Genomic DNA, 24486 nt, shown 5'->3' with positions numbered 1-24486 from the left:
TGTGGAGGGCCGGTCCCCTTCCGTCGTTCCTGCGAAGGCGGGGCTCCAGTATCTCTGACGTTTGCGCGGGGCGACGGCGCTTGTGGCAGGCCGTTCCTTTTCCGTCATCCCCGCTCAGACGGGGATCCAGAACCTCGGACGTCGCGCTTCTATCGACGGACCTGCGCGTCTGGATCCCCGCCTTCGCGGGGATGACGGTCGTGCTTCGCGGGGATGACGATCGTGGGGTGCTGGCTTGACCGCCGTCAGCGCTTCCCGATGAACTCCGCGATCGGCAGGATCGACGGCGCGTCCTTCAGCGCCTGTGCCATCGCGGCATTGCCGGTCCGGCATCCGTAATAGAAATGCAGATGCCCGGCCCCACCGCTGGCCATCGCCCAATTGACGTCGACGCTCGGCATGTCGGTCGGTGCGGGGCCGCAATCGGGCGAGCCCATCTCGACGCGCCGCTCCCCGTCCGCGCGATAGGGTTCGAGCGCGGCGGCGAAGCGGCGGTAGGTGTCAGGCGTCGCGCGGAAGTCGCGGCTGCCCGTCACGGCGGTGAAGCGCTCGCCCTCGAACGTGCCGGTGCCGTCGGGATGGATCGTCACGCGATAGACCGGGCAGGTGCCGTAGCACGGTCCCGTGGCATAACTGATCGAGTCGCCCTCGATCGGCATCGGTGCGCCCGCCGCCGGGGGCGACCGCAGCTCGACGGGGGTGCAGCCCGCCACCAGCACCAGCATCGCCATCATTACCCGCATCGCATCCTCCTGTTAGCCGCTGGCGCCGTCGCACCAACCCCGCTAGGGCGTGGGCGATCCGACCTTGAGGAGAGTTGAATGCGCCCCAGCGGCCGCACCCCCGACCAGATGCGCCCGATCACGATCGAGCCGCGCTTCACCCGCCACGCCGAAGGTTCGGTGCTGATCGGCTTCGGCGATACCAAGGTGCTGGTCACCGCCTCGGTCGAAGAGCGCGTGCCGCCGTTCCTGCGCGGCAAGGGGCAGGGCTGGGTAACGGCCGAATACGGGATGCTCCCGCGCGCCACGCACACGCGCGGCAGCCGCGAGGCCGCTAAGGGCAAGCAATCGGGCCGTACGCAGGAAATCCAGCGGCTGATCGGGCGGTCGTTGCGCGCGGTCACCGACATGACGTTGCTCGGCGAACGGCAGATCACGCTCGACTGCGACGTGATCCAGGCCGATGGCGGCACGCGCACCGCGTCGATCTCGGGCGCGTGGGTCGCACTGCGGCTGGCGGTCGACGGGCTGCTCGCGTCGGGCAAGCTGACCGCCGACCCGATCAAGCAGAAGATCGCGGCGGTGTCGTGCGGCATCTATCAGGGCAATCCGGTGCTCGACCTCGATTACGACGAGGATTCGAACGCCGACGCCGACGCCAATTTCGTGCTGCTCGAAAACGGTCACATCGCCGAGGCGCAGGCGACCGCCGAGCACGCCACCTATGACGAGGAAGCGCTGCTGCGTCTGCTGCGCCTCTCGCGGATCGGCTGCAACGAGATCTTCGCCGCACAGGCGCGCGCGGTCGCATGAGCGGGGAGGGCAAGGAGCCGCAGGCGATCCGCAAGCTCCAGCCCGGCAAGCTGGTGATCGCCAGCCATAACGCCGGCAAGGTGCGCGAGATCGCGGCATTGCTGGAGGGCCGCGGGCTCGACGTCGTCTCGGCGGGGGCGCTCGACCTGCCCGAGCCGGAGGAGACCGGCACCACCTTCGTGATGAACGCCGAGTTGAAGGCGCGCGCGGCGGCGGACCTGTCGGGGCTGCCCGCGCTCGCCGACGACAGCGGCTTGTGCGTCGATGCGCTGGGCGGCGATCCCGGCATCTTCTCGGCACGCTGGGGCGGGCCGGAGAAGGACTTCGTGCATGCGATGCGGCTGGTCGAGGACAAGCTCGCCGAAACGCCCGACGCGCCGCGCGACGCGCATTTCGTCTGCGCCTTGGCGCTGGCGTGGCCCGACGGGCATGTCGAATGGTTCGAGGGGCGCGTCGACGGCACGCTCGTCTGGCCACCGCGCGGCGACAAGGGCCATGGCTATGATCCGGTTTTCCAGCCGGTCGGGCATGACATCACGTTCGGCGAGATGGACGAGCCGGCGAAGAACGAGATCAGCCATCGCGGCGACGCGTTCCGGCAAATGGTCGCGGCGGTCTTCTGAGCGCTACGCCACCGTGGCAACATAACGTTACCGTTACAAAGGAACAAAGCGTCCGTCCCGGCCCTTAATCCACGAATAGGGGTGAGGCACGACGATTTTCAGTTCCGGACGACAATCCGCATTCGCGACTTTCGGCACCGAGGCGGCGTGGCTGGCCGGGCTGACCGGCTGGATGGTGCTGGGCGCGGTGGTGATCGCGGTGGCGGTCGGCACGCTGATGTTCGTCGCGCAACGCAGCCGCGATGGCGCGATCACGCACCAGCAGGGGATGCGGCTGGTGCTGTGGGCGGGCGGAATCATCCCGACCGTGGTGCTGCTGACGTTGCTGATCGCCACGCTGCCCGCGATGCGGCCGATCGCGGTCAAGCCCGACGACCTGCGGATCACCGTCGTCGGCGAGCAATTCTGGTGGCGGGTCCGCTACCAGCCGGCCGGGCAAGCGGCGATCGACGATTCGAACGAGCTGCGCGTGCCGGTCGGCCGCAATGTCGAGCTGCTGCTCGAAGCCGGCGACGTTCTGCACAGTTTCTGGGTGCCGGGGCTGGCGGGGAAGCTCGACATGGTGCCGGGGCGGACGAACAAGCTGGTCGTCCACGCCACGCGCGCCGGGCGGTTTCGCGGGCAATGCGCCGAATTCTGCGGGTTGAGCCATGCGCTGATGGCGTTCGATGTGGTGGCGATGGAGCCGGCCGCGTTCGACGCGTGGCTGGCGGCGCGACGCACGCCCGTGCCGGTCGGTGGTGACGGCGCGCGGCTGTTCACGGCGAACGGCTGCGGTGGCTGCCACACGGTCGCGGGCCTGTCGGACGCGGCGATCGGGCCGAACCTGACGCACCTCGGCGCGCGCGCTTCGCTGGGCGCGGGGATGCAGAAGCTGACCCACGACAATCTGGTGCGCTTCATCCGCGAGGCGCCGACGGTGAAGCCGGGCGCGCGGATGCCCGCCTATCCGCAGATGACGCATGAGGATGCCGCGACGATCGCGCGCTGGCTGGAGCAGTTGCAATGAGCCTCCATGCACAGGACGATCCCGCGCTTCGCGCCGCGCAGGAAGAGCGGCTGCGTGAGGTGTGGAAGCCGCCGACGGGCTGGTTCTTCCGCTGGACCGACACCAACAACAACCAGGTCGGCGTCTGGTACACGCTGACCGCGTTCGGCTTCATGCTGTTCGCCGGCGTGCTGGCGATGATCATGCGCGCGCAGCTCGCCGTTCCCGAAAACGACCTCGTCTCGCCCGCGACCTTCAACCAGCTGTTCACGCTGCACGGGTCGATGATGATGTTCCTGTTCGCGGTGCCGATGTTCGAGGCGGTCTCGATCATCCTGCTGCCGCAATTGCTGGGCGCGCGCGACCTGCCGTTCCCGCGGCTGTCGGCGTTCGGTTACTGGAGCTTCCTGATCGGGGGCGTGTTCGTCTCCGGCTCGATCTTCTTCAACGTCGCGCCCGATGGCGGCTGGTTCATGTACCCGCCGTTCACCACCCGCACCGACCTGAGCGGGCTGGGCGCCGACATCTGGATGCTGGGGCTCAGCTTTATCGAGGTGTCGTCGGTGGCGGCCGCGGTCGAGTTGATCGTCGGGGTGCTTAAGTGCCGGCCGCCAGGAATGCGGCTGAATCTGATGCCACTGTACGCCTGGTACATTCTGGTCGTGGCGGTGATGATCCTGTTCGCCTTCCCGCCGCTGATCGCGGGCGACGTGCTGTTCGAGATGGAGCGGCTGCTCGGCTGGCCGTTCTTCGATCAGGCCAAGGGTGGCGACCCGATCCTGTGGCAGCACCTGTTCTGGATCTTCGGCCACCCCGAAGTCTATATCGTCTTCCTACCGTCGATCGCGCTGTTCGCGATGATCGTTCCGACCTTCGCGCGGCGGCATCTGCTCGGTTACCCGTGGATCGTGCTCGCGGCGGTCGGGACGGCGTTCCTCAGCTTCGGGCTGTGGGTCCACCATATGTTCACGACCGGGCTGCCCAAGATCAGCCTCGCGTTCTTCTCCGCAGCGTCCGAGGCGGTGGCGATCCCGACCGGTATCCAGATCTTCGCGTTCATCGCGACCATGTGGGCGGGGCGCGTCGTGTGGTCGACGCCGCTGTTGTACGTGACGGGGTCGCTCGCGATCTTCGTGATCGGCGGGCTGACTGGCGTGATGGTGGCGATCGCGCCGTTCGACTGGCAGGCGCACGACACCTATTTCATCGTCGCGCATTTGCATTACGTGCTGATCGGCGGGACGCTGATTCCGTTGTTCGGCGGCCTCTATTATTATTGGCCGCTGATCACCGGCAAGAAGCTGTCCGACCGGATGGGGCGCACGGCCTTTTGGTTCCTGTTCGCGGGCGCGAACCTGACCTTTTCCCGATGCATTTTTCCGGGTTGCTCGGGATGCCGCGGCGGGTGTTCACCTATCCTGCCGAGCTGGGAATCGGCGGACTCAACCTCGCCTCGACGATCGGGTCGTGGGTGTTCGCGGCGGGCGTGGCGATCGTGTGTGTCGATCTGGCGCTCAGCCCAAGGCGTGAAAAGAGCCGGCGCAATCCATGGGACGCGGGGACGCTCGAATGGCTCGCGCATCCCGACGACGAGGACTGGGGCATCCGCTCGGTTCCGCTGATCGAAAGCCGCTATCCGATCTGGGACCAGAAGGATTTCGTGAAGAAGGTCGACGAGGGTCGCTTCTTCCTGCCCGACGCCGAGGAAGGCCGCCGCGAGACGATCATCACCAGCGTGCTCGACGCGCGGCCGGTGCAGGTGGTGCGGTTAGGCGGGCCTAGCATCAAGCCGATGCTGACCGCGATCGCGCTGGGCAGCGTGTTCATCCTGACCACCTATCATCTTTATTGGGCTGCGCTGGTGGGTGCGGTGGTGACGCTGGGGATGGTGCTGCTGTGGCTGTGGACCGGCACCGCCGAAATCCCGGAGAAGGACAGCAAGCCGATCGGGCACGGCATCGAACTGCCGCTCTATATCTCGGGCGTTTCGGCGAGCGGATGGTGGGCGATGTTCATCACAATGATGGCGGACGCGACCGCTTTTTCGGGGCTGGTGTTCGGTTACTTCTTCTTCTGGACGCGGCATGAGGACTTCCCGCCGAGCGGCGCGGGGCTCGACGGGCCGGGGGCGTTCTGGCCGATGGTGGCGCTGGCGGTGTCGCTGGCGGCGTGGCTGATGACGATTGCGGCGCGCGAGACGAACAAGCGCGGTGCCGTCGGAATGGCGCGTGGGTTGCTGGCGCTGGGCGCGGTCGCGTCGCTGGCGGCGATCGGCGCAGGGCTGGCCGGACCGTGGCTCTCGGGGCTCGCGCCGAAGCTGCACGTCTATCCGGCGATCGTCTGGACTCTGGTGATTTGGACCACGGCGCACGCGGGCGTGGGGGCGATCATGCAGCTCTACACGCTGGCGCGCAGCCTGGCGGGGAAGATGACGCCGAAGTATGACGCCGATATCCGCAACATCACGGTCTATCAGCATTTCATGGCGCTGACCGCGCTCGTTACCTACGCCACGATCGGCCTGTTTCCGGGGGCGGCATGAAGAACGAGGCGCCTCACGGCCCCGAGCGGCGCGGCTTCCGGCACCGGCTGCGCGAGCTGCGCGTCACGTTGTGGACGTTGATCGTCCCGCCGAGCGTGTGGGCGGTGCACTTCCTGTTCTGCTATCTGTGGGTTGCCGTGAGTTGTGCCAAGCTGGGGGCGTTTCCGCGGTTCACCACGGCGTTCGTGATCGGGACGCTGGTGGCGGAGGCGATTATCCTGGCCTCCGGCTGGATCGCGTGGGTGCAAACGCATAGCTCCGGCGACCCGGCGCCGCACGATCAGGGGACCGACATCGACCGGCTGCGATTCCTCGCGATGTCCACGCTGTTGCTGGCGGGGCTGAGTTTCGTGGCGGTGATCTTCACCGCGGTGCCAGCGCTGATGCTGACGGATTGCCGGTGATGATGGCGCTGGGGATCGTGTTCGCGGTGGCGGCGACGTGGCTCGGGTTCGTCGGGCTGGGGATGAGCGGGCATATGGCGGCGCATATGGTTGCGGTGGCGGTGGCGGCGCCGGTGCTGGCGTGGGCCGTGCAGTGGCACCCTCTCGCACCGTCATTCCCGCGCAGGCGGGAATCCAGAACCTCTGACGGTTGCGTTTCTTTCGATGGACCCGCGCGTCTGGATTCCCGCCTGCGCGGGAATGACGGTCTTGTCGGGGCCAGCAGCCCGTTGGCGTGGGCGACCGTCGAGTTCGTCGTGGTCTGGGCGTGGCACGCGCCCGCGCTACGCGCGTTGGCCGATGGTCATGTCGCCATCGCGCTGATCGAGCAGGCGATGTTCCTAGTCGTCGGGGTCGGGCTGTGGCGGGCGGCGATCGCGCATCCGGCGGGCGGGGTGGCGGCGTTGTTACTGACGTCGATGCACATGACACTGCTGGGCGCGCTGATCGGGCTCGCGCCGCGACCGCTCTACGCGATGATGGCGATGCATCCTGCGCCGGGATTGTCGCCGCTCGCCGACCAACAGTTGGGCGGCGTGGTGATGCTGGTGGTCGGCGGAGCGGCTTATTGTCTGGGCGGGCTGGCGTTGCTCGGCACGATGTTGAGGGAGCGCGCGGCGGCATGACGATCCGGCTGACATGGAAGCGCGTGGTCGCCGGGTTGCTCGGGATCGTGCTGGCCGGGTTGCTCTTCGCCTGGTCGGGCGTGTTCAACATCGCCGCGTCGTCGGGGCATTGGGCGGTGACCGAATGGTTCCTGCATTGGACGATGCGCAACTCGGTCAAGACGCACAGCTTCTTCGACTCGCCCAAGGATCCGATCGCGACCGACGGCGGGCTGGTGAGCGCCGCGGGGCATTTCGCCGCCGCCTGCGCCAGTTGCCATGGCGCGCCGGGACAGCGGCCCTCGCCGGTGATGCAGAAGGCGATGCCGCCCGCGCCCGATCTGGCGATCAACGCGCGGCAATGGACCGACGGGCAGCTGTTCTACATTCTGCGGCACGGCGTGAAATATTCGGGGATGCCGGCGTGGGCCGGGGCGAAGCGCGATGACGAGATCCGCCGCATGGTGGCGTTCGTCCGCCGCCTGCCGGGGATGACGCCAGCGCAATATCGCACCCTGAGCGGGCAGGCGCAGGGGGCGGGCACCGCCGACGTCCGCGCGTTGGGCAGCAACATGCTCGCGGGATGCGTCGCCTGCCATGGTGCGGACGGACGCGGGCGCGGGCAGCCGGATATCCCGATCCTCGGCGGGCAGCATCCGCGCTATCTGGCGGCGGCGCTGGCCGCCTATGCCGACGGGCGACGCGCGAGCGCGGTCATGGCGAATGCCGCCGCTACCCTGACCGCCGAGGAGCGGCAAGAGCTGGCGGCGCATTTCGCGGCGCTGCCGGGCCTGCGCGCGGATGCCGTTCCGCGCGACGATCCGCGCGCGCGGGTGATCGTCGAGCGCGGTCTGCCGGCGCGGCAATTGCCGGCGTGCGCAAGCTGCCACGGCGCGGGCAAGCCGCAGCCGTTGCTGGTCGGGCAGCGCGCCGATTACATCGCCGCGCGACTGCGTTACTGGAAGGGCGACGGCAAGGAGATCGACGCGCGCCTGCCGCAGAACGTGATGCCCGTCATCGCGCGGCGCATCCCCGAAGAGCTGATCGACCCGCTCGCACGCTATCTGGCGGGCGAGGCGCGCTGATTACGGGTCGCTAAGCTGCGCGCTTTGGTCCAGAACCCACCGCGCGAACGGCAACCGGCAGGGGAGGCGACGGTGAAGGCCGAGATGCATGACGAGACCGACCTCCTCGAAACGCTCGCGCGCAAGAATGCGGTGCTGCAGGCGATCAACCGCATCTTCCACGAGGCGTTGGGCGCGACCACCGACGAGGCGCTGGGAAGATTGTGCCTTGCCGCCGCGGAGGACCTGACCGGCGCGTCCTTCAGCTTCATGGCGGAGCTGACCCCGGCGCGCGATCGGTTGCACGATCTGGCGATCAGCGATCGCGCGTGGAAGGTCTTTCGGGAGGCGTGGCCGGACGGCGCCGAGAACATGCTGCCCACCCATCTCGACCTGCATGGCCTGTACGGGCGCGTCATCCATGACGATGCCAGCCTGATCACCAACGATGCCGCGGGTCACCCCGATTCGATCGGCACGCCGCATGGCCATCCGCCGCTGGACTCGTTCCTGGGCGTGCCGCTTCGTCGGCAGGGCAGGTTGATCGGCATCATCGGGCTGGGCAATCGCCGCGGCGGCTTCCGCGATATCGACCGCGAGGCGGTGGAGGAACTGGCACCCGCGATCGTGCAGGCGTTGACGGGCAAGCGCGCCGAGCTGGCGTTGCGCGAGAGCGAGGACATGCGCCGCGTGAGCATGGAACTGGTCCCGGCAATGCTGTGGCGCACCGACCAGAGCGGCAACAACAAGATGAGCGAAAGCCAATGGGCCGACCTCACCGGGCAGAACGAGGAGGAGGCGGCCGATTGGGGATGGCTCGCGGCGGTGCATCCCGACGATCGCGCGACGACCGAGGCGGCGTTCCGCAGATCCTATACGCATGACGAGTCGCTCGAGCAGCAATTGCGGCTGCGCGATCGTGACGGCGAGTATCGCTGGTTCCTGATGCGGCAGGTGCCGCGGCGCGCCGAAACATCGGCGGTGACGCATTGGTTCGGTGCGGCGACCGACGTCCATGAGATGCATCTGCTGGAGCAACGGCAGCGACGACTGGTCGCGGAATTGCAGCACCGCGTCCGCAACATCCTGACCGTGGTCCGGTCGGTCTTTTCGCGCACGGTCGAGGCGGGCGGGGCGCTGGACGACGTCGCGGATCATTTCCGTGGGCGGCTCGATGCACTGGCGCGGACGCAGGCGATCGTGACGCAGACCGCGAGCGGGCAGGTCGACCTGCAAAACCTGATTCGCGACGAATTGCTGAGCGTCGGTGTGGCCGATGGCGAGGCGGTGACGATCGCGGGACCGGACGTCACGCTGCCACCGCGCGCCGCCGAGGCGATCGGGCTGGCCATCCACGAACTGGCGATCAATTCGATCAAGTACGGCGCGCTGAAACGCCCCGGCGCGATGCTGCACGTCGCATGGTCGACCTATGTCGAGGAGGATGATACAAGGGGCGTTCGGCTGACCTGGACGGAGAAGGGTGTGCCGGCCTTGTCGATTTCCCCTTGCCGTCAGGGCTTTGGGACGGAATTGATCTGTGAGGCGTTGCCTTATCAATATGGTGCGGAAACGCAGCTGACGTTTGTAGGGGTGGAGTGCGATGCGAGATCGCCCTGCCGCTGCAAGAGGAAGGACGATCATTCTGACCGATGCCACGATCCTGACCGGCCGACGCCTTCTTATCGTCGAGGACGAGTATTTCATCGCCTCCGATCTGAAGCGCGCGCTCGAGGCGCAGGGCATGGTGGTGGTCGGTCCGGTGGGGCGGGTGGCGGACGCCTTGGCGCTGATCGAGCGCGAGTCGATCGACGTCGCGACGCTGGACGTCAATCTCGGCACCGCGATGTGCTATCCGATCGCCGAGCAATTGAAGGCGCGCGGCGTGCCGTTCCTGTTCCTCACGGGCTATGACGGCTGGACGCTTCCCGAGTGGCTGCGCGACGTGCCGCTGCTCATCAAACCCTTCGACAGCGCAGCGGTGATCGCCGCGGTCCGCGCCTTGTGTGAACTGGAGAGAGTATCATGATCCGAGCACAGCCGCGCAGCGACGCGCCCGGCATGGCGGTGACCCGCCTGATGGCGCTCGCGCCGCTCGACTCGGATGCGGTGGCCGCGCTGGAATATGCGATGGAAGATAGTCGCGCGGTGCGGGTCCGACGCGATATCATCACCGAGGGACGCGAAATCGCGCAGGCGCAACTCCTGCTGTCCGGCTGGGCGGCGCGGGTGCGGTTGTTGCCCGACGGGCGGCGGCAGTTTCTCAGCTTCCTGCTGCCGGGGGACCTGATCGGCGCCTGCGACCATCCGGACGCGCTGGCGGTGTCGACGGTCGTGGCGATGTCCGACGTGCTGGTCTGTCCCTTGCCCGAGGCGCAGCCGGGATCGCCGCTGCACGTCGCCTATGCGATCAGCCGCGCGATGGACGAGGGGCATCTGCTCGCGCAGATCACGCGGTTGGGGCGGCTGAACGCGCAGGAGCGGATCAGCGACCTGTTGCTGGAATTGCACGAGCGGCTGACGCTCAACGGCAGTGCGACCGGCAATGGCTTCGACCTGCCGCTGACGCAGGAGACGCTGGCCGACGCGCTGGGGCTCACCTCGGTCCACGTCAACCGCATGTTGCAGCAGGCGCGGCGCGAGGGCGACCTGCAATGGCGCGTCGGGCATGTAAAGCTGACCGACCCGGCCGGACTGGCGCGCAAGATCGGGCATGTGCCGGTGCGCGTCACCGCGCAGTGACGGGCATGGCGCGACGCTGATCGGCATTCCGGATCGATGATCGACGACGCGACGACCGGCCCCCGCACGATGCGACGCGACGCGCTGGCGCGGCGCGGGGCGCTGATCGAGGCGGCGCGCGGCTGTTTCGCGCGCTCGGGCTATTTCGTCCCGCTTGAAGAAGTGGCCGATGCCGCCGGGGTGGGGCGCGGCACCTTTTACCGCAACTTCAAGGATCGGATGGCGCTGGCGCTGGCAGTGTTCGAGCGCGAGATCGACCGGATGGCGCCGTTGATCGACCCGACGCTGCCGCTCGACCGCGCGCTGGCCAAGCTGGTGACGGAGGGTCGCGAGACGACCGCGCTGTTCGCGCGGCTGGCGATCGACATGCCGATCGACGGCGAGAATCGCCAGGCCTTCGACGATCTGCGCGCGCGGCTGGAGTGCCTGCTGGTGCCGCTGGCCGAGCGCGCGCATCGTGACGGGACGCTGGCGCCGACGATGGGCGCGCACGAACTGGCGATCGCGATGCGGATGCTCGGCGCGCTGGTCAATCCCGCGCCAGTCTGCCGCCGCCAGACCTTGCTGGAGGAGGCATTGGCGCTGGTGATGTCAGGATTACGGCCGCGCTGATCCCGTGAGATCGGTCCAGCCGAGCCCGAGGCTCTTCTGCACCGCGATGTAATTGTTGGTGAGTTGCGCGCGGCCCTGTTCGGCGCCGATCGTGGCGGAGAGCCGCTGCCGCTCGATATCGAGCTGATCGACCAATGTGCTGGTGCCGGCATCGACGCGCTGCGCGTTCAGCGTCGCGGCGCGGGCCGCGGACTGCTCGGCGAGCAACAGTTGCGCGAGTTGCTGGCGCGCATTGCCGAAGCGCGAGAGGCTGGTCTCGGCATCCTGCAACGCCTCGAGCACAGTCTGGCGGTATTGTGCGTCGGCGGCGTCACGCTGCGCCTCGGCCTGGCGGACCGCGGCGCGATTGCGGCCGAAGTCGAGGAACGACCAGTTGAGCATCGGCGCGGCGACCGTCGCCAGCTTCGACGGGTCGAGCACGTCACTGATCCCGGTGCCGCCGAGCCCGATGATGCCGAGCAGGTTGAGCGACGGGAACTTGCGGGCGGTGGCGACGCCGATCTTCGCATTTTCCGCCGCCAGCGCGCGCTCGGCGGCGCGAATGTCTGGGCGGTGCTGGATCAGCGCGGCGGGATCGCCGATCGGAACCTGTGCGGGGGTAGCGGCACCGCGACGGCGGTGGCGAGCGTCGCGTCGAGCGCGCCGGGCGCGCGACCGGTGAGCACCGCAAGCTGGCCCTTATATTCGTCGATCTGCGCGGCGAGCGGGATGGTCTGCGCGTCGGTGCTGTTGAGCTGGTTGCGGAGCCGTTCGACCTGGAGCTGCGAGGCGGTGCCGGCGGCGTAGCGCTGCTCCACCAACGCGAGCTGGCGGCGTTGCAGTGTGCTCGATTGCGCGTTGAGGCGTGCGCGTGCCTGTGCGTCGCGCAGCGCGACATAGGCCTGCGCGACCTGAGCCGACAGCGTGACCTGCGCATCGGCAAGCTGCGCGAAACGCTGACCTTCTACAGCGCGCTGCTGTTCGAGCGTGCGGCGGCCGCCGCCGAACAGATCGGGCTCCCACGACGCCATCGCGCCGAGATTGTAGAAGTCGAGCGTGGTGTCGCCGCTGCCGCCGCCTTGCTGCCCGTCGCCGAGATTGGTGCCGGGCAGTCGCGCGTTGAGATAGACCGCGCTGGCACTGACCGATGGCAGGCGCGCGGCGCGTTGCTGGCGATACTGCTCCTGAGCCGCACGCAGGTTCGCCTGCGCGGCGTCGATCGTCGGGCTGTGCGCTAGCGCATCGTCGACCAGGGTGTTGAGCGTCGGGTCGGCGAGCGTCTCCCACCAGCGCGCGAGCCCCGGGGCGGTGGTCAATGCGGGATCTGCGGCGCGAACGAAAGTGCCACGCGTCACCGCGTCGGAGGCGACCGCGGGCGGGCCTTTATAGTCGGGACCGACGGTGCACGCGCCGAGCAGCGCGAGAGCGAGGAGCGGGAGAGCGTGGCGCATCAATGCATCGCCGCCGGCGCGGCGCCCTTGGGAAGCGGACGAAGGAAGAAGACGAGCGGGAGGACCACCAACGTGCCCATGCCCATGATCCAGAAGATGTCGTTGAAGGTCATGACCAACGCCTGACCCTGGATTTGCTGGCCGAGCGCCCGGATCGCGGGCTGCGGCCCGCCGAGCGCACCGGCGGTGGCGGTCATGTAGTCCTGCACGCGCACCGAATTGGCGTCGAGCGATTCCTCGATCCGCCGCGCGTGGAACCACGAACGCTGGTCCTGAAGGATCGCGATCCCGGCCAGCGCGAAGCTGCCGCCGAGATTGCGCATCGCGCTGAACAGTCCGGAGGCGTCGCCGGCTTCGGCAGGCGGGACCGAGCGGATCGCGGCCTGGCTGAGGAACAGCATCGCGAGGATCTGCCCGACGCCGCGCAGCAATTGCGACTCGGTGAAATCGCTGCCGACCGAGTCGATGGTCAGATTGGCATCGAGCAGCGCCGACGCGCCCATGATGAGCAATCCCGCACCGACCGCCAGCCGGATGTCGACACGCACCAGCAAAATCGGGACGATCGCCATCATGAACAGGCTGGGGATGCCGGCGAGCAGCACGACCTTGCCCGATTGCAGCGCGTTGTAATTGGCGACCGCGGCGAGGAACTGCGGGATCGCATAGGAGGTGCCGTAGAGCACGACGCCGAGCACTAGCCCCATGATCGCCACCGATCCGAACTGTCGATCGAGCAGCAGCCGCAGCTTGATGACCGGCCTTCGCGAGAACACCTGCCCCGCCAGCAACAGTCCGAATCCCAGCACCGTCACCGCGAACATCCAGCGGATCAGCTCCGAGGAGAACCATTGCTCGCGCTGTCCTTCCTCGAGGAAGACGGTCAGCCCGCCGAGCCCGAGCGCGAGCCCGGCGATGCCCAGCCAGTCTGCCTCGCCGATCAGGTGCAGCCGCGACGGTTCGTGGCGGAGCCCGATCAGCAGCAGCAGCACGAGGATGCCGCAGATCGGGACGTTGAGGAAGAAGGCGTAATGCCAGCTGATGTTCTCGGTCAGCCAGCCGCCGATCAGCGGGCCGAGCACCGGCCCCATGATCGCGGTCATGCCGAAGGCGGCAATGCCGATCGCCTGTTGCGACCGCGGCAGCCGCTGCGCGATGATCGTTTGCGCGGTCGGAATCATCGCGCCGCCGGTGAACCCCTGACCGATCCGGCCGACGATCATCTGCGGCAGCGTGTCGGCCGCGCCGCAGATGACCGAGAAGATCGTGAACAGGATCGCGGCGATCAGCAGGAACGTGCGTAGCCCCAGCAGTCGCTCCAGCCACGCCGCCATTGGAATGATGACGATCTCGGCGACCAGATAGGCGGTGGCGATCCACGTCCCCTCGGTGCCGCTCGCGCCGATCTCGCCCTGGATCGTCGGCAGCGCCGAATTGACGATCGAAATGTCGAGCGTCGCCATGAACGCGCCGAGCGTGCCCGCCGCGACCGCCAGCCACGCTGCGAGATCGGCGCGCTCTGCGCCGCCCGCGGGCAGATCGCTGCGCTTCGTGGCCGAGGCGCCGGGGGCCGCGCTGGCCATCGTCAGCGCTCCTGCCGGTTGGCCCTGCGTTGTTCGTCGCGCAGCCGCTCGATCTCGCCCTTGGCCGAGCGCGTGTCGACCGTCACCTCGACCGACAGGCCGGGAACGAGCAGGCGGCGGGTCTGTGGCGTCGCCTCCAGCGCGATCCGCACTGGGACTCGCTGCGTGATCTTGGTGAAGTTGCCGGTCGCGTTCTGCGGCGGCAGCAGCGAGAATTGCGCGCCCGTGCCCGGCGAGAAGCTGGCGACGTGGCCCTTCAGCGTGATCCCGTCGAGCGCGTCGACCTTGATCTCCGCAGGCTGGCCGGGACGCATCAGCGCGAGCTGCGTCTCCTTGAAATTGGCCGTAATGTAGAGCTTGTCGAGCGGGACCAGCGACATCAGCCGCGTGCCGGTGCCGGCATATTGGCCGATGTTGACGGTCTTGTCGCCGACGCGCCCGTCGATCGCAGCGCGAATCAACGTGGCATTGAGGTCGACGCTGGCCGCGCTCTGCTGCGCGCGGGCGGCCTGTGCCTGGGCGAGGCCCTGCTTGATCTGTGTCTCGAAGGTGGCGACGCGGCGCTGCTGCATCGCGACGGCCGCTTCCTGCGCGCGCACCGCCTGTGCGGATTGCTGCGCGGCGAGTTGCAATTGCGCGAGTTGCTGGCGGGTCTCTGCGCCCGAGGCGGCGAGCGGGCGATAGCGCGCGACCTCGGCCGCGTCGTGCGCGTCCTTGTCGCGCGCCGAGGCGAGCTGCGCGCGGGCCTGATCGATCGCGGCATATTGTTCGCGGACCTGCGCGCGGGCGCTGTCGGCCTGCGCATCGGCGACCGCGATCTGCGCTCCGGCCTGCGCGGCCTGCGCCTGCGAGTTGCGCGGATCGATGCGGACCAAGGGCTGGCCGGCGCGGACGTCCTGATTGTCGGTGACGAACACCTCGGCGACGTAACCGGCGACGCGCGGTGCGACGACCACCATATCGGCGCGCACCTGCGCGTCGTTGGTGTCCTGCATATATTGCCCGGTCGCCTGGTAGCGCAGGTACCAGATCGTTCCAGAAACGAGCAACGCGAGCGCCACGACGATCAGGATCGCCTTGGCGCGGCCGCTCAGCTTGCGCCGCTTCGGCTGGTCGGCCGACGTGTCATCGGCGGGATCGTTCGGGGGGCGGCCGCTTCTGCCATTTATTCAATTCCGCTTATGCCGACTCACGCCGCTATGCGGCTCGCGTCACCTAAGCGGACAATATGTCCGCTTAAGGGCGTATCGCAAGCGGGAATGCTGCACCGCACACGCCAATGATGAGATAATTGCCGATTATGCTGGGACTGTAGGACGCACCGCGATACGTTGCGTCGGCGCGGCGAAATGACGCCGTCGGCAAGGGGAGAATGTCGTCGGTGCAGCATGCGTTCGGTCGTAACCTGACCTATGGCCTTCACGAGATGCTGGGCCGGGCCATCGTCGTTGGCGACTATGCCGACAAGCCATTCCCCAACGAGGCGGATATCGTGCGCGAGCATGGCGTCAGCCGCTCGGTCACGCGCGAGGCGGTGAAGATGCTGGCCGCCAAGGGGCTGCTCGGCGCGCGACCGAAGCAGGGCACGTTCGTGCTACCCGAGGAATCGTGGAACCTGCTCGATCCCGATGTGCTGCGCTGGCTGCTCGAGCGCGAGGCGTCGATCGATCTGTTGCGGCACTTCAACGAACTGCGGGTCGGGGTCGAGCCGGAGGCGGCGGCGCTGGCGGCGCGCGGCGCGACCGAGCCACAGCAGGCGGCGATCGCGGCCGGGCTGGCGCGGATGATCGCGGCCGAGCGCGGCGAGGACGATACGCTGGATGCAGACATCGCCTTTCACGTCGCGGTGCTGCGTGCGTCGAACAATCCGTTCTTCCTGCAATTTCGCGAAATGGTGAGCACCGCCTTGCGCACCTCGATCCGCTTCACCAACCAAATCGCGGGCCGCAGCGCGAACATCGCCGAACATACCGCAGTGCGCGACGCAATCCTTGCCGGGGACGCCGACGGGGCACATGCGGCGATGCGCGGGTTGATCGTCAACGTGCTGACGCTGATCGAGACGCCGGCGGCGGGGTAGAGGGCGGCAACGTCCTGGCGATGCGCGTAGGAGCGGTCGCCCTTTCAGAGCGTCCGCAGCATCTGGGCCGGTCGCGCGCGCAGCGCCGGGATGCTGCCCGCAACGCCGATCCCGAGCGTCACTGCGCTCGCCAGCCCCAAGGTCGCGGCGACGCGCAACCAGTCTGGCGCGAACGTCATGTCGAAGACGTGGGTTACGACGTACCAGCCGGCCGCGCCGCCCGCGATCAGCGCCACCACCGACAGCAGCGCGGCGAGGAGGGCATATTCGATCGCCTGCGCCGCCAGCACCTGCCGCATGCTCCCGCCGAGCAGCTTGAGCACGACCGCGTCATAACGGCGCGCGCGACCGGACGCGGCAACCGCGCCGACCAGCACTGCCAGCCCCGCGAGCACCGTCGCCGCGGCGGCGACGCGCACCGCGGTCGTGATCTGGCCGAGCAGCGCCGATACTTGGCCGATGACGTCGCCGGTGCGGATCAGCGTCACCGCAGGCATCGCCTGCGCGACGCTGCGTGCGATCGCGCCGTCGCGCGCCGGCGGGGCATAGATGCTGGCGAGCAGGCTGTGCGGCGCCTCCTCGATATAGCCAGGCGAGAAGACGATCGCGAAGTTGAGCCCGAGTCCGCGCCAGTCGATCTTGCGCAACGCGGCGATCCGCGCGGGCACGTCGACACCGAGCACCGAGACGGTGATCGCATCGCCGATCCGGAGCCCGAGCGCCTGCGCCGCGCGATCCTCGATCGAGACGAGCGGCGGTCCGTTGTAATCGGCGGGCCACCAGCGGCCTGAGACGACCTCATTGCGGGGCGGGACGGTTGCCGACCAGGTCAGCGTGCGGTCGCCGCGGAGCACCCAGGCGTCGGCGGGGAGCGTCTTGAGCTGCGTCGTCGGAATACCCTTGATCGCGACGATCGCGCCGCGCAGCGACGGGACCGCCTCGATCCGGGCGTTTGGCGCGGCGCGTAACACCGCGGTGCGGAACGGCGCGGCTTCCTCTGCGGGAACGTCGGCGGCGAAAAGCGTGGTGCGCGGGCGGGAGCGCTGCCGGCGAGCTCGGCGGACAGGCTTGCGTCGATCACCGCGAGCGCGACGAAAAGCGAGAAGCCGAGCCCGAGCGCGACGACCAGCCGATCGGTCGCCGCGCCGGGACGGTGGAGGTTGGCCAGTGCGAGCCTTGGCAGCGGAGCGCGCGGGCGCGGCAGCCGCGCCAATAATCGGCGCAGCGCGATGCCGACCAGCCACAGCAGCAGCACCAGCCCGGCGATCGCGGCGACGAACCCGGCGGCGAGCAGATGGTCGGCCGCCGACCAGACCGCGAGCGCGACCAATCCGCCGAGCAGCGCGGTCATCGCCGCGAGCACGCGCCACGATGGGCGACCTGTCTCTGCGAGGGCGTCGCGCAACAGCGTTGCGGCGGGGACGCGACGCGCCTGGGCAAGCGCAGGGAGCGCGAACAGCAGCGCGACCAGCGTGCCGAGCACCGCGGCGGTGACGAGTGGAAGCGGGTAGAGCGCCAGCCGCGGCGTGATCGGCAGCGCGTCGCCTGCGACCCGCGCGACGATCCACGGCACCATTGCGCCGAGCGCCAGCCCCGGCAGCATGCCGCCTGCGCCGACCAGCGCCAGTTCGATCAGGAACAGCCGTGCGATCAGGGTCGAGCGCGCGCCGAGCACCTTGAGCGTCGCGACCATCTTCGTGCGCGCGGTGAGATAGGCGGTCACCCCGCTGCCGACCCCGACGCCCGCGATCGCCAGTGCGGCGAGGCCGACGAGCAGCAGGAATTGCCCGAGCGTCGCGATGCCGCCGCGCAGGCCGCGTCCGGCGTTCTCGGTGGTGCGTGGGGTCCACCCGGCGTCGGGGAAACGCGCCGCGAGCCGCTTGCCGACCACCTCCGCGCGCGCAGGATCAGGGAGTGCGATGCGATAGCCGCTGCGATACAGGCTGCCGGGCTGGAGCAAGGCACTGGCGTCGAGCCCGGCCATGTCGACCAACGCGGGGCTGCCGAGCGAAAAGCCGGCGCCGAGCCGGTCGGGCTCCTCCACGATCAGCCCGATCACGCGAAACGGCTGCGTGCCGAGCCGGATCGTGTCGCCGATGCGCGCCCCGAGCCGATCGGCGAGCGCGGGAGCGATCGCGACCTGTGTGCCATGGGGGCGTGCGGCGAGCGCGCTGGGCGCCAGGCGAAAGCGCCCGACCAATGGCCAGCGATCGTCGACCCCGCGCAGCTCGACCAGCGTATCCTGATCGCCTTTGTGTGCCATCGCGCGCAGCGACACGACCTCCGCGACCGGGCCGGCGGCGGCGAAGGCGGCCAGCTCCGCAGGCGTGGCGCGGCGTTGCGAGACGACCAGCTCGACGTCGCCGCCCAGCATCGCGCGCCCCTGCGCATCGAGCGCGGCGAGCATCGCGGCGGACAGGCTGCCGATCCCGGCAAGCGCGGCGGTGCCGAGGAACAGGCACATTGCGAGCAACAGCAACCCGCGCCCGCCGCGCCGCAGGTCGCGGAAGGCGAGGGTGGAGGCGATACTCACGCGCGGGGCGCGTAGGCGACGATGCGGCCGTCGGCCAATTCGACGACGCGCGCACAGCGGGCCGCGAGCGCGGGGTCGTGGGTGATGACCAGCATCGTCGTCCCCGCCTCGGCGGCGCGCGCGAACAACAGGTCCATGATCGCGGCACCCGTCGTGGTATCGAGGTTGCCGGTCGGCTCGTCGGCGAACAGGAGGGCGGGACGTCCGACCAAGGCGCGCGCGATCGCGACCCGCTGTTGCTCGCCGCCAGAGAGTTGTGCGGGATAATGACCGGTGCGTGCCGCCAGACCGACCGCCGCCAGTTCGGCGCGGGCGCGATCGAAGGCATCGGGCTCGCCGGCAAGCTCCAGCGGCACCGCGACATTTTCGAGCGCCGTCATCGTCGGGAGCAGGTGGAAGGCCTGCAAGACGATCCCGATCCGCCCACGCCGCGCGACCGCCAGCGCGTCCTCGTCCAATCGGGTGAAATCGAGCCCGGCGACATGGACCTCGCCCGCGCTCGGCCGCTCCAGCCCGGCGAGCACCGCCATCAGCGACGATTTGCCCGACCCCGAGGCGCCGAGCAGTGCGACGGTTTCGCCGGTTCCCACCGTCAGGTCGATACCGTGGAGGATGTCGACGCGCGCGGGCGGCTTGCCGAGCGCGAGCCGCACGTTGCGCGCCCGGATCGGTACGCTATCTGAAGCGGATGGAAAGCCGGTCACGAAGACGTCGATACGGAGGGTGGTGGTGGCTTGTCCATCCGATCCTGCTGCTGCTTCTCGCGGCGCCGGCGTCGGCCGACCCGCACGCGCCGCTGATATGGGCGTTCGGCGACAGTTTGACGGCGGGCTATGGCTTGCCCCCGGCAGAAGGCTTTCCCGCGCAATTGCAGGCCGAACTGCGGCGGCAGGGCGTGGCAGCGACGGTGCGCAACGGCGGCGTGGCGGGCGACACCGCGGCGCAAGGGCGCGCGCGGCTGCGCTGGGGACTGCGCGGGTTGAAGGTGAAGCCCGACCTGGTGATCGTCGAACTGGGGGCGAACGACATGCTGCGCGGGCTGCCGGTCGCACAGGCGCGGGCGAACCTCGACACTATCCTGACCGAATTGCGGGCGCGCAACATTCCGGTGCTGCTTGCAGGGATGCGCGCCGCGCCGAACATGGGCGGCGATTATGCGCGCGCGTTCGAGGGCATGTATCCGGCGCTCGCGAAGAGGCATCGCGTGGCGTTGTATCCGTTCTTCCTCGACGGGGTGGCGGGCCAGCGCGGGTTGTTTCAGGCCGACGGATTGCACCCCGATCCGAAAGGCGTGGCGATCATCGTTCGACGGATCGCGCCGGCGGTGCGACGTGCGCTGAAGTAGCGGGGATCGCTTGGCGTTGCGGTCGGTTGGTGGCGGGCAAGGAGACGCGACCATGATGACCGATCCCGAAAAGCACGACGACGACGATCAGGCGCAGGCGATGGAAGAGGCGCAGGAAGAGGCCGCCGAGGAACGCGAGGAAGAGGGCGGTTATCAATAAGCTTTGTAGCTCTCCCCTTCCGTCGTCGTCGTGGGCTTGATCCGCTGCCCCGCATCTTCTTCGGCGTGGAGAAGAAGCGGGATCCCGAATCAAGTGCGGGATGACGACAGACGGTTCAGGTCGTCCGGTGTGTTGATGTTGGTCAGCACAATGCCCGGCGACACCGCGCTGGCACCGATCGTCGCCGCCCAGCGGCGGATCGCGCGGGGTTTGTCGGCGAGCAGATGCGCGAGCAGCGATGTTGCGAAGAGCGTCGGCCATAAGCCGACCGTAGGAGCTTCTGCCGCATAGGCCGGTGCCGCGGCTCGTAGCGCTGCGACCATCTCGTCAGGCAGGAACGGCGTGTCGCAGGCGGTGGTCAACACCGCGTCGAATTCATGATCGGCGGCATAGGCGAGCGCCCCCGCGATCCCGCCGAGTGGGCCGAGGTCCGACAAGGGTAGGTCAGGGACGCAGGTGACGGGCGCATCGGTGCGGCCGACGACGACGATGGTGTCGCAATATGGGGACAGGCTGGCGATCGCATGATCGAGCAGCGCGCGGCCGTCGAGGGCGGCCAGCGCCTTGTCGCTGCCGAAGCGGGTCGCGCGGCCACCGGCGAGAACGGCGCCCAGCAATGTCACGAGGCGGAGAGAAGCGGCGATCCGCCCCCCGTCAGAGGGGCGGTATGCCGATGGGTCAGAGCGTGGTGAACACAACGCCGACCACCAGCGCCTGAGCCGCGAGAACCAGCACGGTGCTGGCCGCGGTTTCGAACATACGCATGGGGTTGGTCTCCGTTTGCCGGGTCATACCGGCGAACGGGCAGATGGAGTTTATTGCTCGTCCGCGCAATAATCGAACAACGCATTCGCACTTGCACAAATTGCACTGGTCTAAGTGACGGAAATTTTACCGATGTCTTTTGTGGTCGGTCTGCCACGATCCCGCTCCTCGTCGCCCCGGACTTGATCCGGAGCCCCGCTGTGTCTGCAAGTCGGTGAGAAAAGCGGGATCCCGGATCAAATTCGGGATGACGGAAAAGGGGTATTCACCCGCCGAACACGCGGTCGAAGATCGTGTCGACATGGCGGTAATGGTAGCCGAGGTCGAACTTCTCGTCGATCTCGCCGGTCGACAGCGCGGCGGTGACTTCAGGATCGCCCTTGAGCAGCTCCTGCAACGACAAGGCGCCGTCCGATTCCCATACCTTCATCGCGTTGCGCTGAACGAGGCGATAGGCGTCCTCGCGGCTGACGCCGGCCTGCGTCAGCGCCAGCAGCACGCGCTGCGAGTGGACCAGTCCCCCCATGCGATCGAGGTTCTTCTGCATCCGCTCGGGGTAGACGAGCAGCTTGTCGACCACACCGGTGAGGCGGGCGAGTGCGAAGTCGAGCGTGATCGTCGCGTCGGGGCCGATGTAACGCTCGACCGACGAGTGCGAAATGTCGCGCTCGTGCCACAGGGCGACGTTCTCGAGCGCGGGGGTGACATAGCCGCGCACCATCCGGGCAAGGCCGGTGAGGTTCTCGGTCAGCACCGGATTGCGCTTGTGCGGCATCGCCGACGAGCCCTTCTGGCCGGGGAGAAATATTCCTCCGCCTCCAGCACCTCGGTGCGCTGCAGGTGGCGGACCTCGGTCGCCAGCCGCTCGACCGAGCTGGCGATCACGCCCAAGGTCGCGAAGAACATCGCGTGACGATCGCGCGGAATAACCTGCGTGGAAACGGGCTCGATCGCGAGGCCGAGCTTGTCGGCGACATGCGCCTCGACGCGCGGGTCGACGTTCGCGAAGGTGCCGACCGCGCCGGAGATCGCGCAGGTCGCGATATCCTCGCGCGCCATCGCGAGGCGCGCGCGGTTGCGGCGGAATTCGGCGTGCGCCTGCGCCAGCTTGAGCCCGAAGGTGACCGGCTCGGCATGGATGCCGTGGCTGCGCCCGATCGTCGGGGTCAGCTTATGCTCCTTCGCGCGGCGCTCGAGCACCTCGAGCAGCCGGTCGAGGTCGGCGAGCAGGATGTCCGAGGCGCGCGCGAGCTGCACCGACAGGGTGGTGTCGAGCACGTCGGACGAGGTCATGCCCTGGTGCATGAAGCGCGCTTCCTCGCCGACTTGCTCCGCGACCCAGGTCAGGAAGGCGATGACGTCATGCTTGGTGACCGCCTCGATCGCGTCGATCGCGGCGACGTCGATGCGAGGGTTGGTCGCCCACCATGTCCACAGTGCTTCGGCTGCGCTCTTCGGGACCACGCCCAGTTCGGCCAACGCGTCGGTGGCGTGCGCCTCGATCTCGAACCAGATGCGATAGCGCGCCTCCGGCTCCCAGATCGCGGCCATGTCGGGGCGGGAGTAGCGGGGGATCATGCGCGCGGTCCTTCAAGGAATAAGGGAGTTGGCGCGCGGTTAGCAGCGTGGCGGCGGGCGGGCAAATGGGAGGCAAGTCTCAACGGGCAATTCCCTCCGTTCGACCTGAGCCTGTCGAAGGGCGTGCCAAGGACACGTGCTTCTACAAGCTCAGCACGAACGGGGGAAAAGGACTATACCAACCGGATCGTCTTGCCCTCGCGTGCCGAGCGGTAGATCGCCTCGACGATCCGGATGTCTCGCAGGCCCTCTTCGCCCGAGACGATCGGTTCGCGCCCGTCGACCACGCATTGCGAGAGGTGGTCGAGCTGCCCGGCGAATTGCGTCTTGCCAAGGCCGGGCGGGGGCGAGATTTCCTGTTCGCGCCCGTCGCGACCGGTCCACAGTCGATTGCCGTCGTAGCGGGTGGCGGGTTCCAGCTCGACGCGGCCCTTGCTGCCCATCAACAGGATGCGGTTCTGATTGGCCGAATACATCGACTGGCAGCCCGCGAGCGCGCCGGACGGGAATTCGAGCGTCCACTCGATCATATCCTCGACCTCGCGGAAGCGCGGATCGTTGCGGTCGGTCGACTCACGCGCGGTGACCGCGATCGGCTCCTCGCCGGTCATGTAGCGCGCGGCCTGGAGGCTGTAGACGCCCATGTCCATCAGCGAGCCGCCGCCCGACAGCGCCTTGCGCAGCCGCCATGCCTTCGGATCGCCGGCGTTAAAACCGTGTTCGGAGCGGACGTAGCGGATCTTGCCGGTGTCGGGCTGTTTGGCGAGCCGCATCGCGGCGATGTTCGTCGCCTCGAAATGGCAGCGATAGCCGATCATCAGCTTGCGGTTTGCCGCCTTGCACGCCGCGATCATCGCCTCGCATTCGGCGACCGAAATCGCCATCGGCTTCTCGCACATCACATGCTTGCCAGCCTTGGCGGCGCGGATCGTATATTCGGCGTGCATCGAATTGGGCAGGCAGACATAGACGATGTCGACGTCGGGGTTGTCGCGAATGCTGTCGAAATTGGCGTAGGAATAGATCGCCTTGTCCGACAAGCCGTACTCGCCGGCGACCTTCTTGGCCTTGGCCGGGTCGCCGCTGACCACCGCGGCCAGCCGGCTGTGCGTGCAATTCTTGAACTCGGGGATGATCCGGCCGAGGCCGTAGCCGCCGAGCCCGACGATCGCATAGCCGAGCTTTCGCTGCGAGGCTTGGGCGCAGGCCCCGCCCGCCACCAGCAACGGCGCGGCCGCGATAAGCGTGCGGCGTCCGATCTCCATCCGTACCTCCCTGATTTATCGCGGGCAGGCTGAGGATCGCGAGCCGCAATGTCAACGCGTTCTATTTCAATGACATAGGTAAGCCGGCCACCACCAGATCGACACGATCGGCGGCGGCGGCGATGCGCTGGTTCACCCTGCCCGCCACGTCGCGGAAGCGTCGCGCGAGCGCATTGTCGGGGACGATCCCCCAGCCGACCTCATTGGAAACGAGCACGATCCGCGCCCGTGATCCGCCAAGCGCGGCGACGAGTGCTTCGGTGGCGGCATCGATGTCGGCGTCGGCGAGCAACAGGTTCGACGTCCAGAGCGTTAGGCAATCGACCAGCAGCACGCCGTCATCGACCGCTGCAATCGCCTCGGCGAGCGCGAGCGGCACCTCGATCGTCGTCCATGCTGCGCTACGATCGTCGCGATGGTGCGCGATCCGCTCCGCCATCTCCGCATCGAACGCCTGCGCGGTGGCGATGAACCGCCACGGCGCGGCGCACACCTCGGCCAGCGCCTGCGCATGGCGGCTCTTGCCGGATCGCGCGCCGCCCAGCACCAGGCGGATGCGCCACGGATCGTCGGTCATCTTGGTCCTTGCCTGT

The 24486-nt window shown here is 68.3% G+C and carries 22 protein-coding genes and 4 pseudogenes; 14 read left to right on the top strand and 12 right to left on the bottom strand.

Going from position 1 to position 24486, the window contains the following annotated elements; translation table 11 throughout:
* Window positions 1–245 precede the first annotated feature (245 nt).
* On the bottom strand, window positions 246–743 hold the full coding sequence (locus tag QP166_RS15450; protein ID WP_333916708.1) for a DUF6438 domain-containing protein: 498 nt from the start codon (window positions 741–743) through the stop codon (window positions 246–248).
* A gap of 78 nt (window positions 744–821) precedes the next feature.
* Between QP166_RS15450 and rph the strand changes: the two genes are divergently transcribed.
* The 12 genes and pseudogenes from rph (at window position 822) to QP166_RS15390 (ending at window position 11154) form a co-directional block, all read left to right on the top strand.
* Window positions 822–1535 carry a ribonuclease PH gene (rph, locus tag QP166_RS15445; protein WP_333916707.1) on the top strand — a complete coding sequence of 238 codons (714 nt, stop codon included), beginning with the start codon at window positions 822–824 and terminating at the stop codon, window positions 1533–1535.
* Window positions 1532–2158 carry an RdgB/HAM1 family non-canonical purine NTP pyrophosphatase gene (rdgB, locus tag QP166_RS15440; RefSeq protein WP_333916706.1) on the top strand — a complete coding sequence of 209 codons (627 nt, stop codon included), beginning with the start codon at window positions 1532–1534 and terminating at the stop codon, window positions 2156–2158. Before rph ends, rdgB begins: the two co-directional genes overlap by 4 nt.
* 94 nt (window positions 2159–2252) lie before the next feature.
* Window positions 2253–3167, top strand: a complete 915-nt coding sequence (coxB, locus tag QP166_RS15435) for a cytochrome c oxidase subunit II (RefSeq protein WP_333917361.1) — start codon at window positions 2253–2255, stop codon at window positions 3165–3167.
* A pseudogene (locus QP166_RS15430) lies at window positions 3164–5688 on the top strand (cbb3-type cytochrome c oxidase subunit I). Before coxB ends, QP166_RS15430 begins: the two are co-directional and overlap by 4 nt.
* A complete protein-coding gene (locus tag QP166_RS15425; protein ID WP_333916705.1) occupies window positions 5685–6092 on the top strand; it encodes a hypothetical protein in 408 nt (135 codons plus the stop codon). Before QP166_RS15430 ends, QP166_RS15425 begins: the two are co-directional and overlap by 4 nt.
* Complete coding sequence (locus tag QP166_RS15420) at window positions 6092–6757, top strand: cytochrome c oxidase assembly protein (RefSeq protein WP_333917360.1); 666 nt, start codon at window positions 6092–6094, stop codon at window positions 6755–6757. Before QP166_RS15425 ends, QP166_RS15420 begins: the two co-directional genes overlap by 1 nt.
* Window positions 6754–7821, top strand: coding sequence for a c-type cytochrome (locus QP166_RS15415; protein ID WP_333916704.1), 1068 nt, complete (start codon window positions 6754–6756; stop codon window positions 7819–7821). The genes QP166_RS15420 and QP166_RS15415 overlap by 4 nt, the downstream gene beginning before the upstream one ends.
* Window positions 7822–7905: 84 nt before the next feature.
* Window positions 7906–9096 (top strand): annotated as a pseudogene (locus QP166_RS15410) (GAF domain-containing protein); the annotation flags it as partial.
* A 307-nt stretch (window positions 9097–9403) separates the two neighbouring features.
* Window positions 9404–9658: pseudogene (locus QP166_RS15405) on the top strand (response regulator); the annotation flags it as partial.
* A gap of 27 nt (window positions 9659–9685) precedes the next feature.
* A complete protein-coding gene (locus QP166_RS15400; protein ID WP_333917399.1) occupies window positions 9686–9829 on the top strand; it encodes a hypothetical protein in 144 nt (47 codons plus the stop codon).
* The gene (locus tag QP166_RS15395) at window positions 9826–10542 is read left to right on the top strand and encodes a Crp/Fnr family transcriptional regulator (RefSeq protein ID WP_333916703.1); all 717 of its coding nucleotides are present in this window, start codon (window positions 9826–9828) and stop codon (window positions 10540–10542) included. Before QP166_RS15400 ends, QP166_RS15395 begins: the two co-directional genes overlap by 4 nt.
* 36 nt (window positions 10543–10578) lie before the next feature.
* Window positions 10579–11154, top strand: coding sequence for a TetR/AcrR family transcriptional regulator (locus QP166_RS15390; protein ID WP_333916702.1), 576 nt, complete (start codon window positions 10579–10581; stop codon window positions 11152–11154).
* On the opposite strand, the gene QP166_RS15385 is transcribed toward QP166_RS15390, so the two are convergent.
* The 4 genes from QP166_RS15385 to QP166_RS15370 are packed head-to-tail and all read right to left on the bottom strand — an operon-like array spanning window position 11140 to window position 15228.
* A complete protein-coding gene (locus QP166_RS15385; RefSeq protein WP_333917359.1) occupies window positions 11140–11676 on the bottom strand; it encodes a TolC family protein in 537 nt (178 codons plus the stop codon). The two genes, QP166_RS15390 and QP166_RS15385, sit on opposite strands and share 15 nt — an antisense overlap.
* A gap of 38 nt (window positions 11677–11714) precedes the next feature.
* A complete protein-coding gene (locus QP166_RS15380; protein WP_333916701.1) occupies window positions 11715–12584 on the bottom strand; it encodes a TolC family protein in 870 nt (289 codons plus the stop codon).
* Window positions 12584–14167, bottom strand: coding sequence for an MDR family MFS transporter (locus QP166_RS15375; RefSeq protein ID WP_333916700.1), 1584 nt, complete (start codon window positions 14165–14167; stop codon window positions 12584–12586). Before QP166_RS15375 ends, QP166_RS15380 begins: the two co-directional genes overlap by 1 nt.
* 2 nt (window positions 14168–14169) lie before the next feature.
* Entirely contained in the window at window positions 14170–15228 is a 1059-nt protein-coding gene (locus QP166_RS15370; protein ID WP_333916699.1) for an HlyD family secretion protein, read from the bottom strand.
* A gap of 311 nt (window positions 15229–15539) precedes the next feature.
* Between QP166_RS15370 and QP166_RS15365 the strand changes: the two genes are divergently transcribed.
* Window positions 15540–16247, top strand: coding sequence for a FadR/GntR family transcriptional regulator (locus QP166_RS15365; protein WP_333916698.1), 708 nt, complete (start codon window positions 15540–15542; stop codon window positions 16245–16247).
* 44 nt (window positions 16248–16291) lie between these two features.
* Here the strand turns inward: QP166_RS15365 and QP166_RS15360 are convergent, their stop codons facing one another.
* From QP166_RS15360 to QP166_RS15350, 3 genes are all read right to left on the bottom strand, one after another.
* The gene (locus QP166_RS15360) at window positions 16292–16744 is read right to left on the bottom strand and encodes an FtsX-like permease family protein (RefSeq protein WP_333917358.1); all 453 of its coding nucleotides are present in this window, start codon (window positions 16742–16744) and stop codon (window positions 16292–16294) included.
* 332 nt (window positions 16745–17076) lie between these two features.
* Entirely contained in the window at window positions 17077–18780 is a 1704-nt protein-coding gene (locus tag QP166_RS15355; protein ID WP_333916697.1) for an ABC transporter permease, read from the bottom strand.
* Window positions 18777–19433 (bottom strand): ABC transporter ATP-binding protein, encoded by a 657-nt coding sequence (locus tag QP166_RS15350; RefSeq protein ID WP_333916696.1) that lies wholly within the window; start codon window positions 19431–19433, stop codon window positions 18777–18779. The genes QP166_RS15355 and QP166_RS15350 overlap by 4 nt, the downstream gene beginning before the upstream one ends.
* Before the next feature lie 35 nt (window positions 19434–19468).
* Between QP166_RS15350 and QP166_RS15345 the strand changes: the two genes are divergently transcribed.
* Window positions 19469–20125, top strand: a complete 657-nt coding sequence (locus QP166_RS15345) for an arylesterase (RefSeq protein ID WP_333916695.1) — start codon at window positions 19469–19471, stop codon at window positions 20123–20125.
* A 249-nt stretch (window positions 20126–20374) separates the two neighbouring features.
* Here QP166_RS15345 and QP166_RS15340 read toward each other — a convergent pair whose 3' ends face one another.
* From QP166_RS15340 to cobU, 4 genes and pseudogenes are all read right to left on the bottom strand, one after another.
* Entirely contained in the window at window positions 20375–20908 is a 534-nt protein-coding gene (locus QP166_RS15340; RefSeq protein ID WP_333916694.1) for a molybdenum cofactor guanylyltransferase, read from the bottom strand.
* A 407-nt stretch (window positions 20909–21315) separates the two neighbouring features.
* Window positions 21316–22628 (bottom strand): annotated as a pseudogene (purB, locus tag QP166_RS15335) (adenylosuccinate lyase).
* A gap of 173 nt (window positions 22629–22801) precedes the next feature.
* On the bottom strand, window positions 22802–23893 hold the full coding sequence (locus QP166_RS15330) for a Gfo/Idh/MocA family protein (RefSeq protein ID WP_333916693.1): 1092 nt from the start codon (window positions 23891–23893) through the stop codon (window positions 22802–22804).
* A gap of 61 nt (window positions 23894–23954) precedes the next feature.
* Window positions 23955–24470 (bottom strand): bifunctional adenosylcobinamide kinase/adenosylcobinamide-phosphate guanylyltransferase, encoded by a 516-nt coding sequence (gene cobU, locus QP166_RS15325; protein WP_333916692.1) that lies wholly within the window; start codon window positions 24468–24470, stop codon window positions 23955–23957.
* Window positions 24471–24486 lie beyond the last annotated feature (16 nt).

The sequence above is a fragment of the Sphingomonas sp. LR60 genome, from assembly GCF_036855935.1.
Lineage (GTDB): Bacteria > Pseudomonadota > Alphaproteobacteria > Sphingomonadales > Sphingomonadaceae > Sphingomonas.
This window is presented reverse-complemented; position numbering and strand designations above follow the sequence as displayed.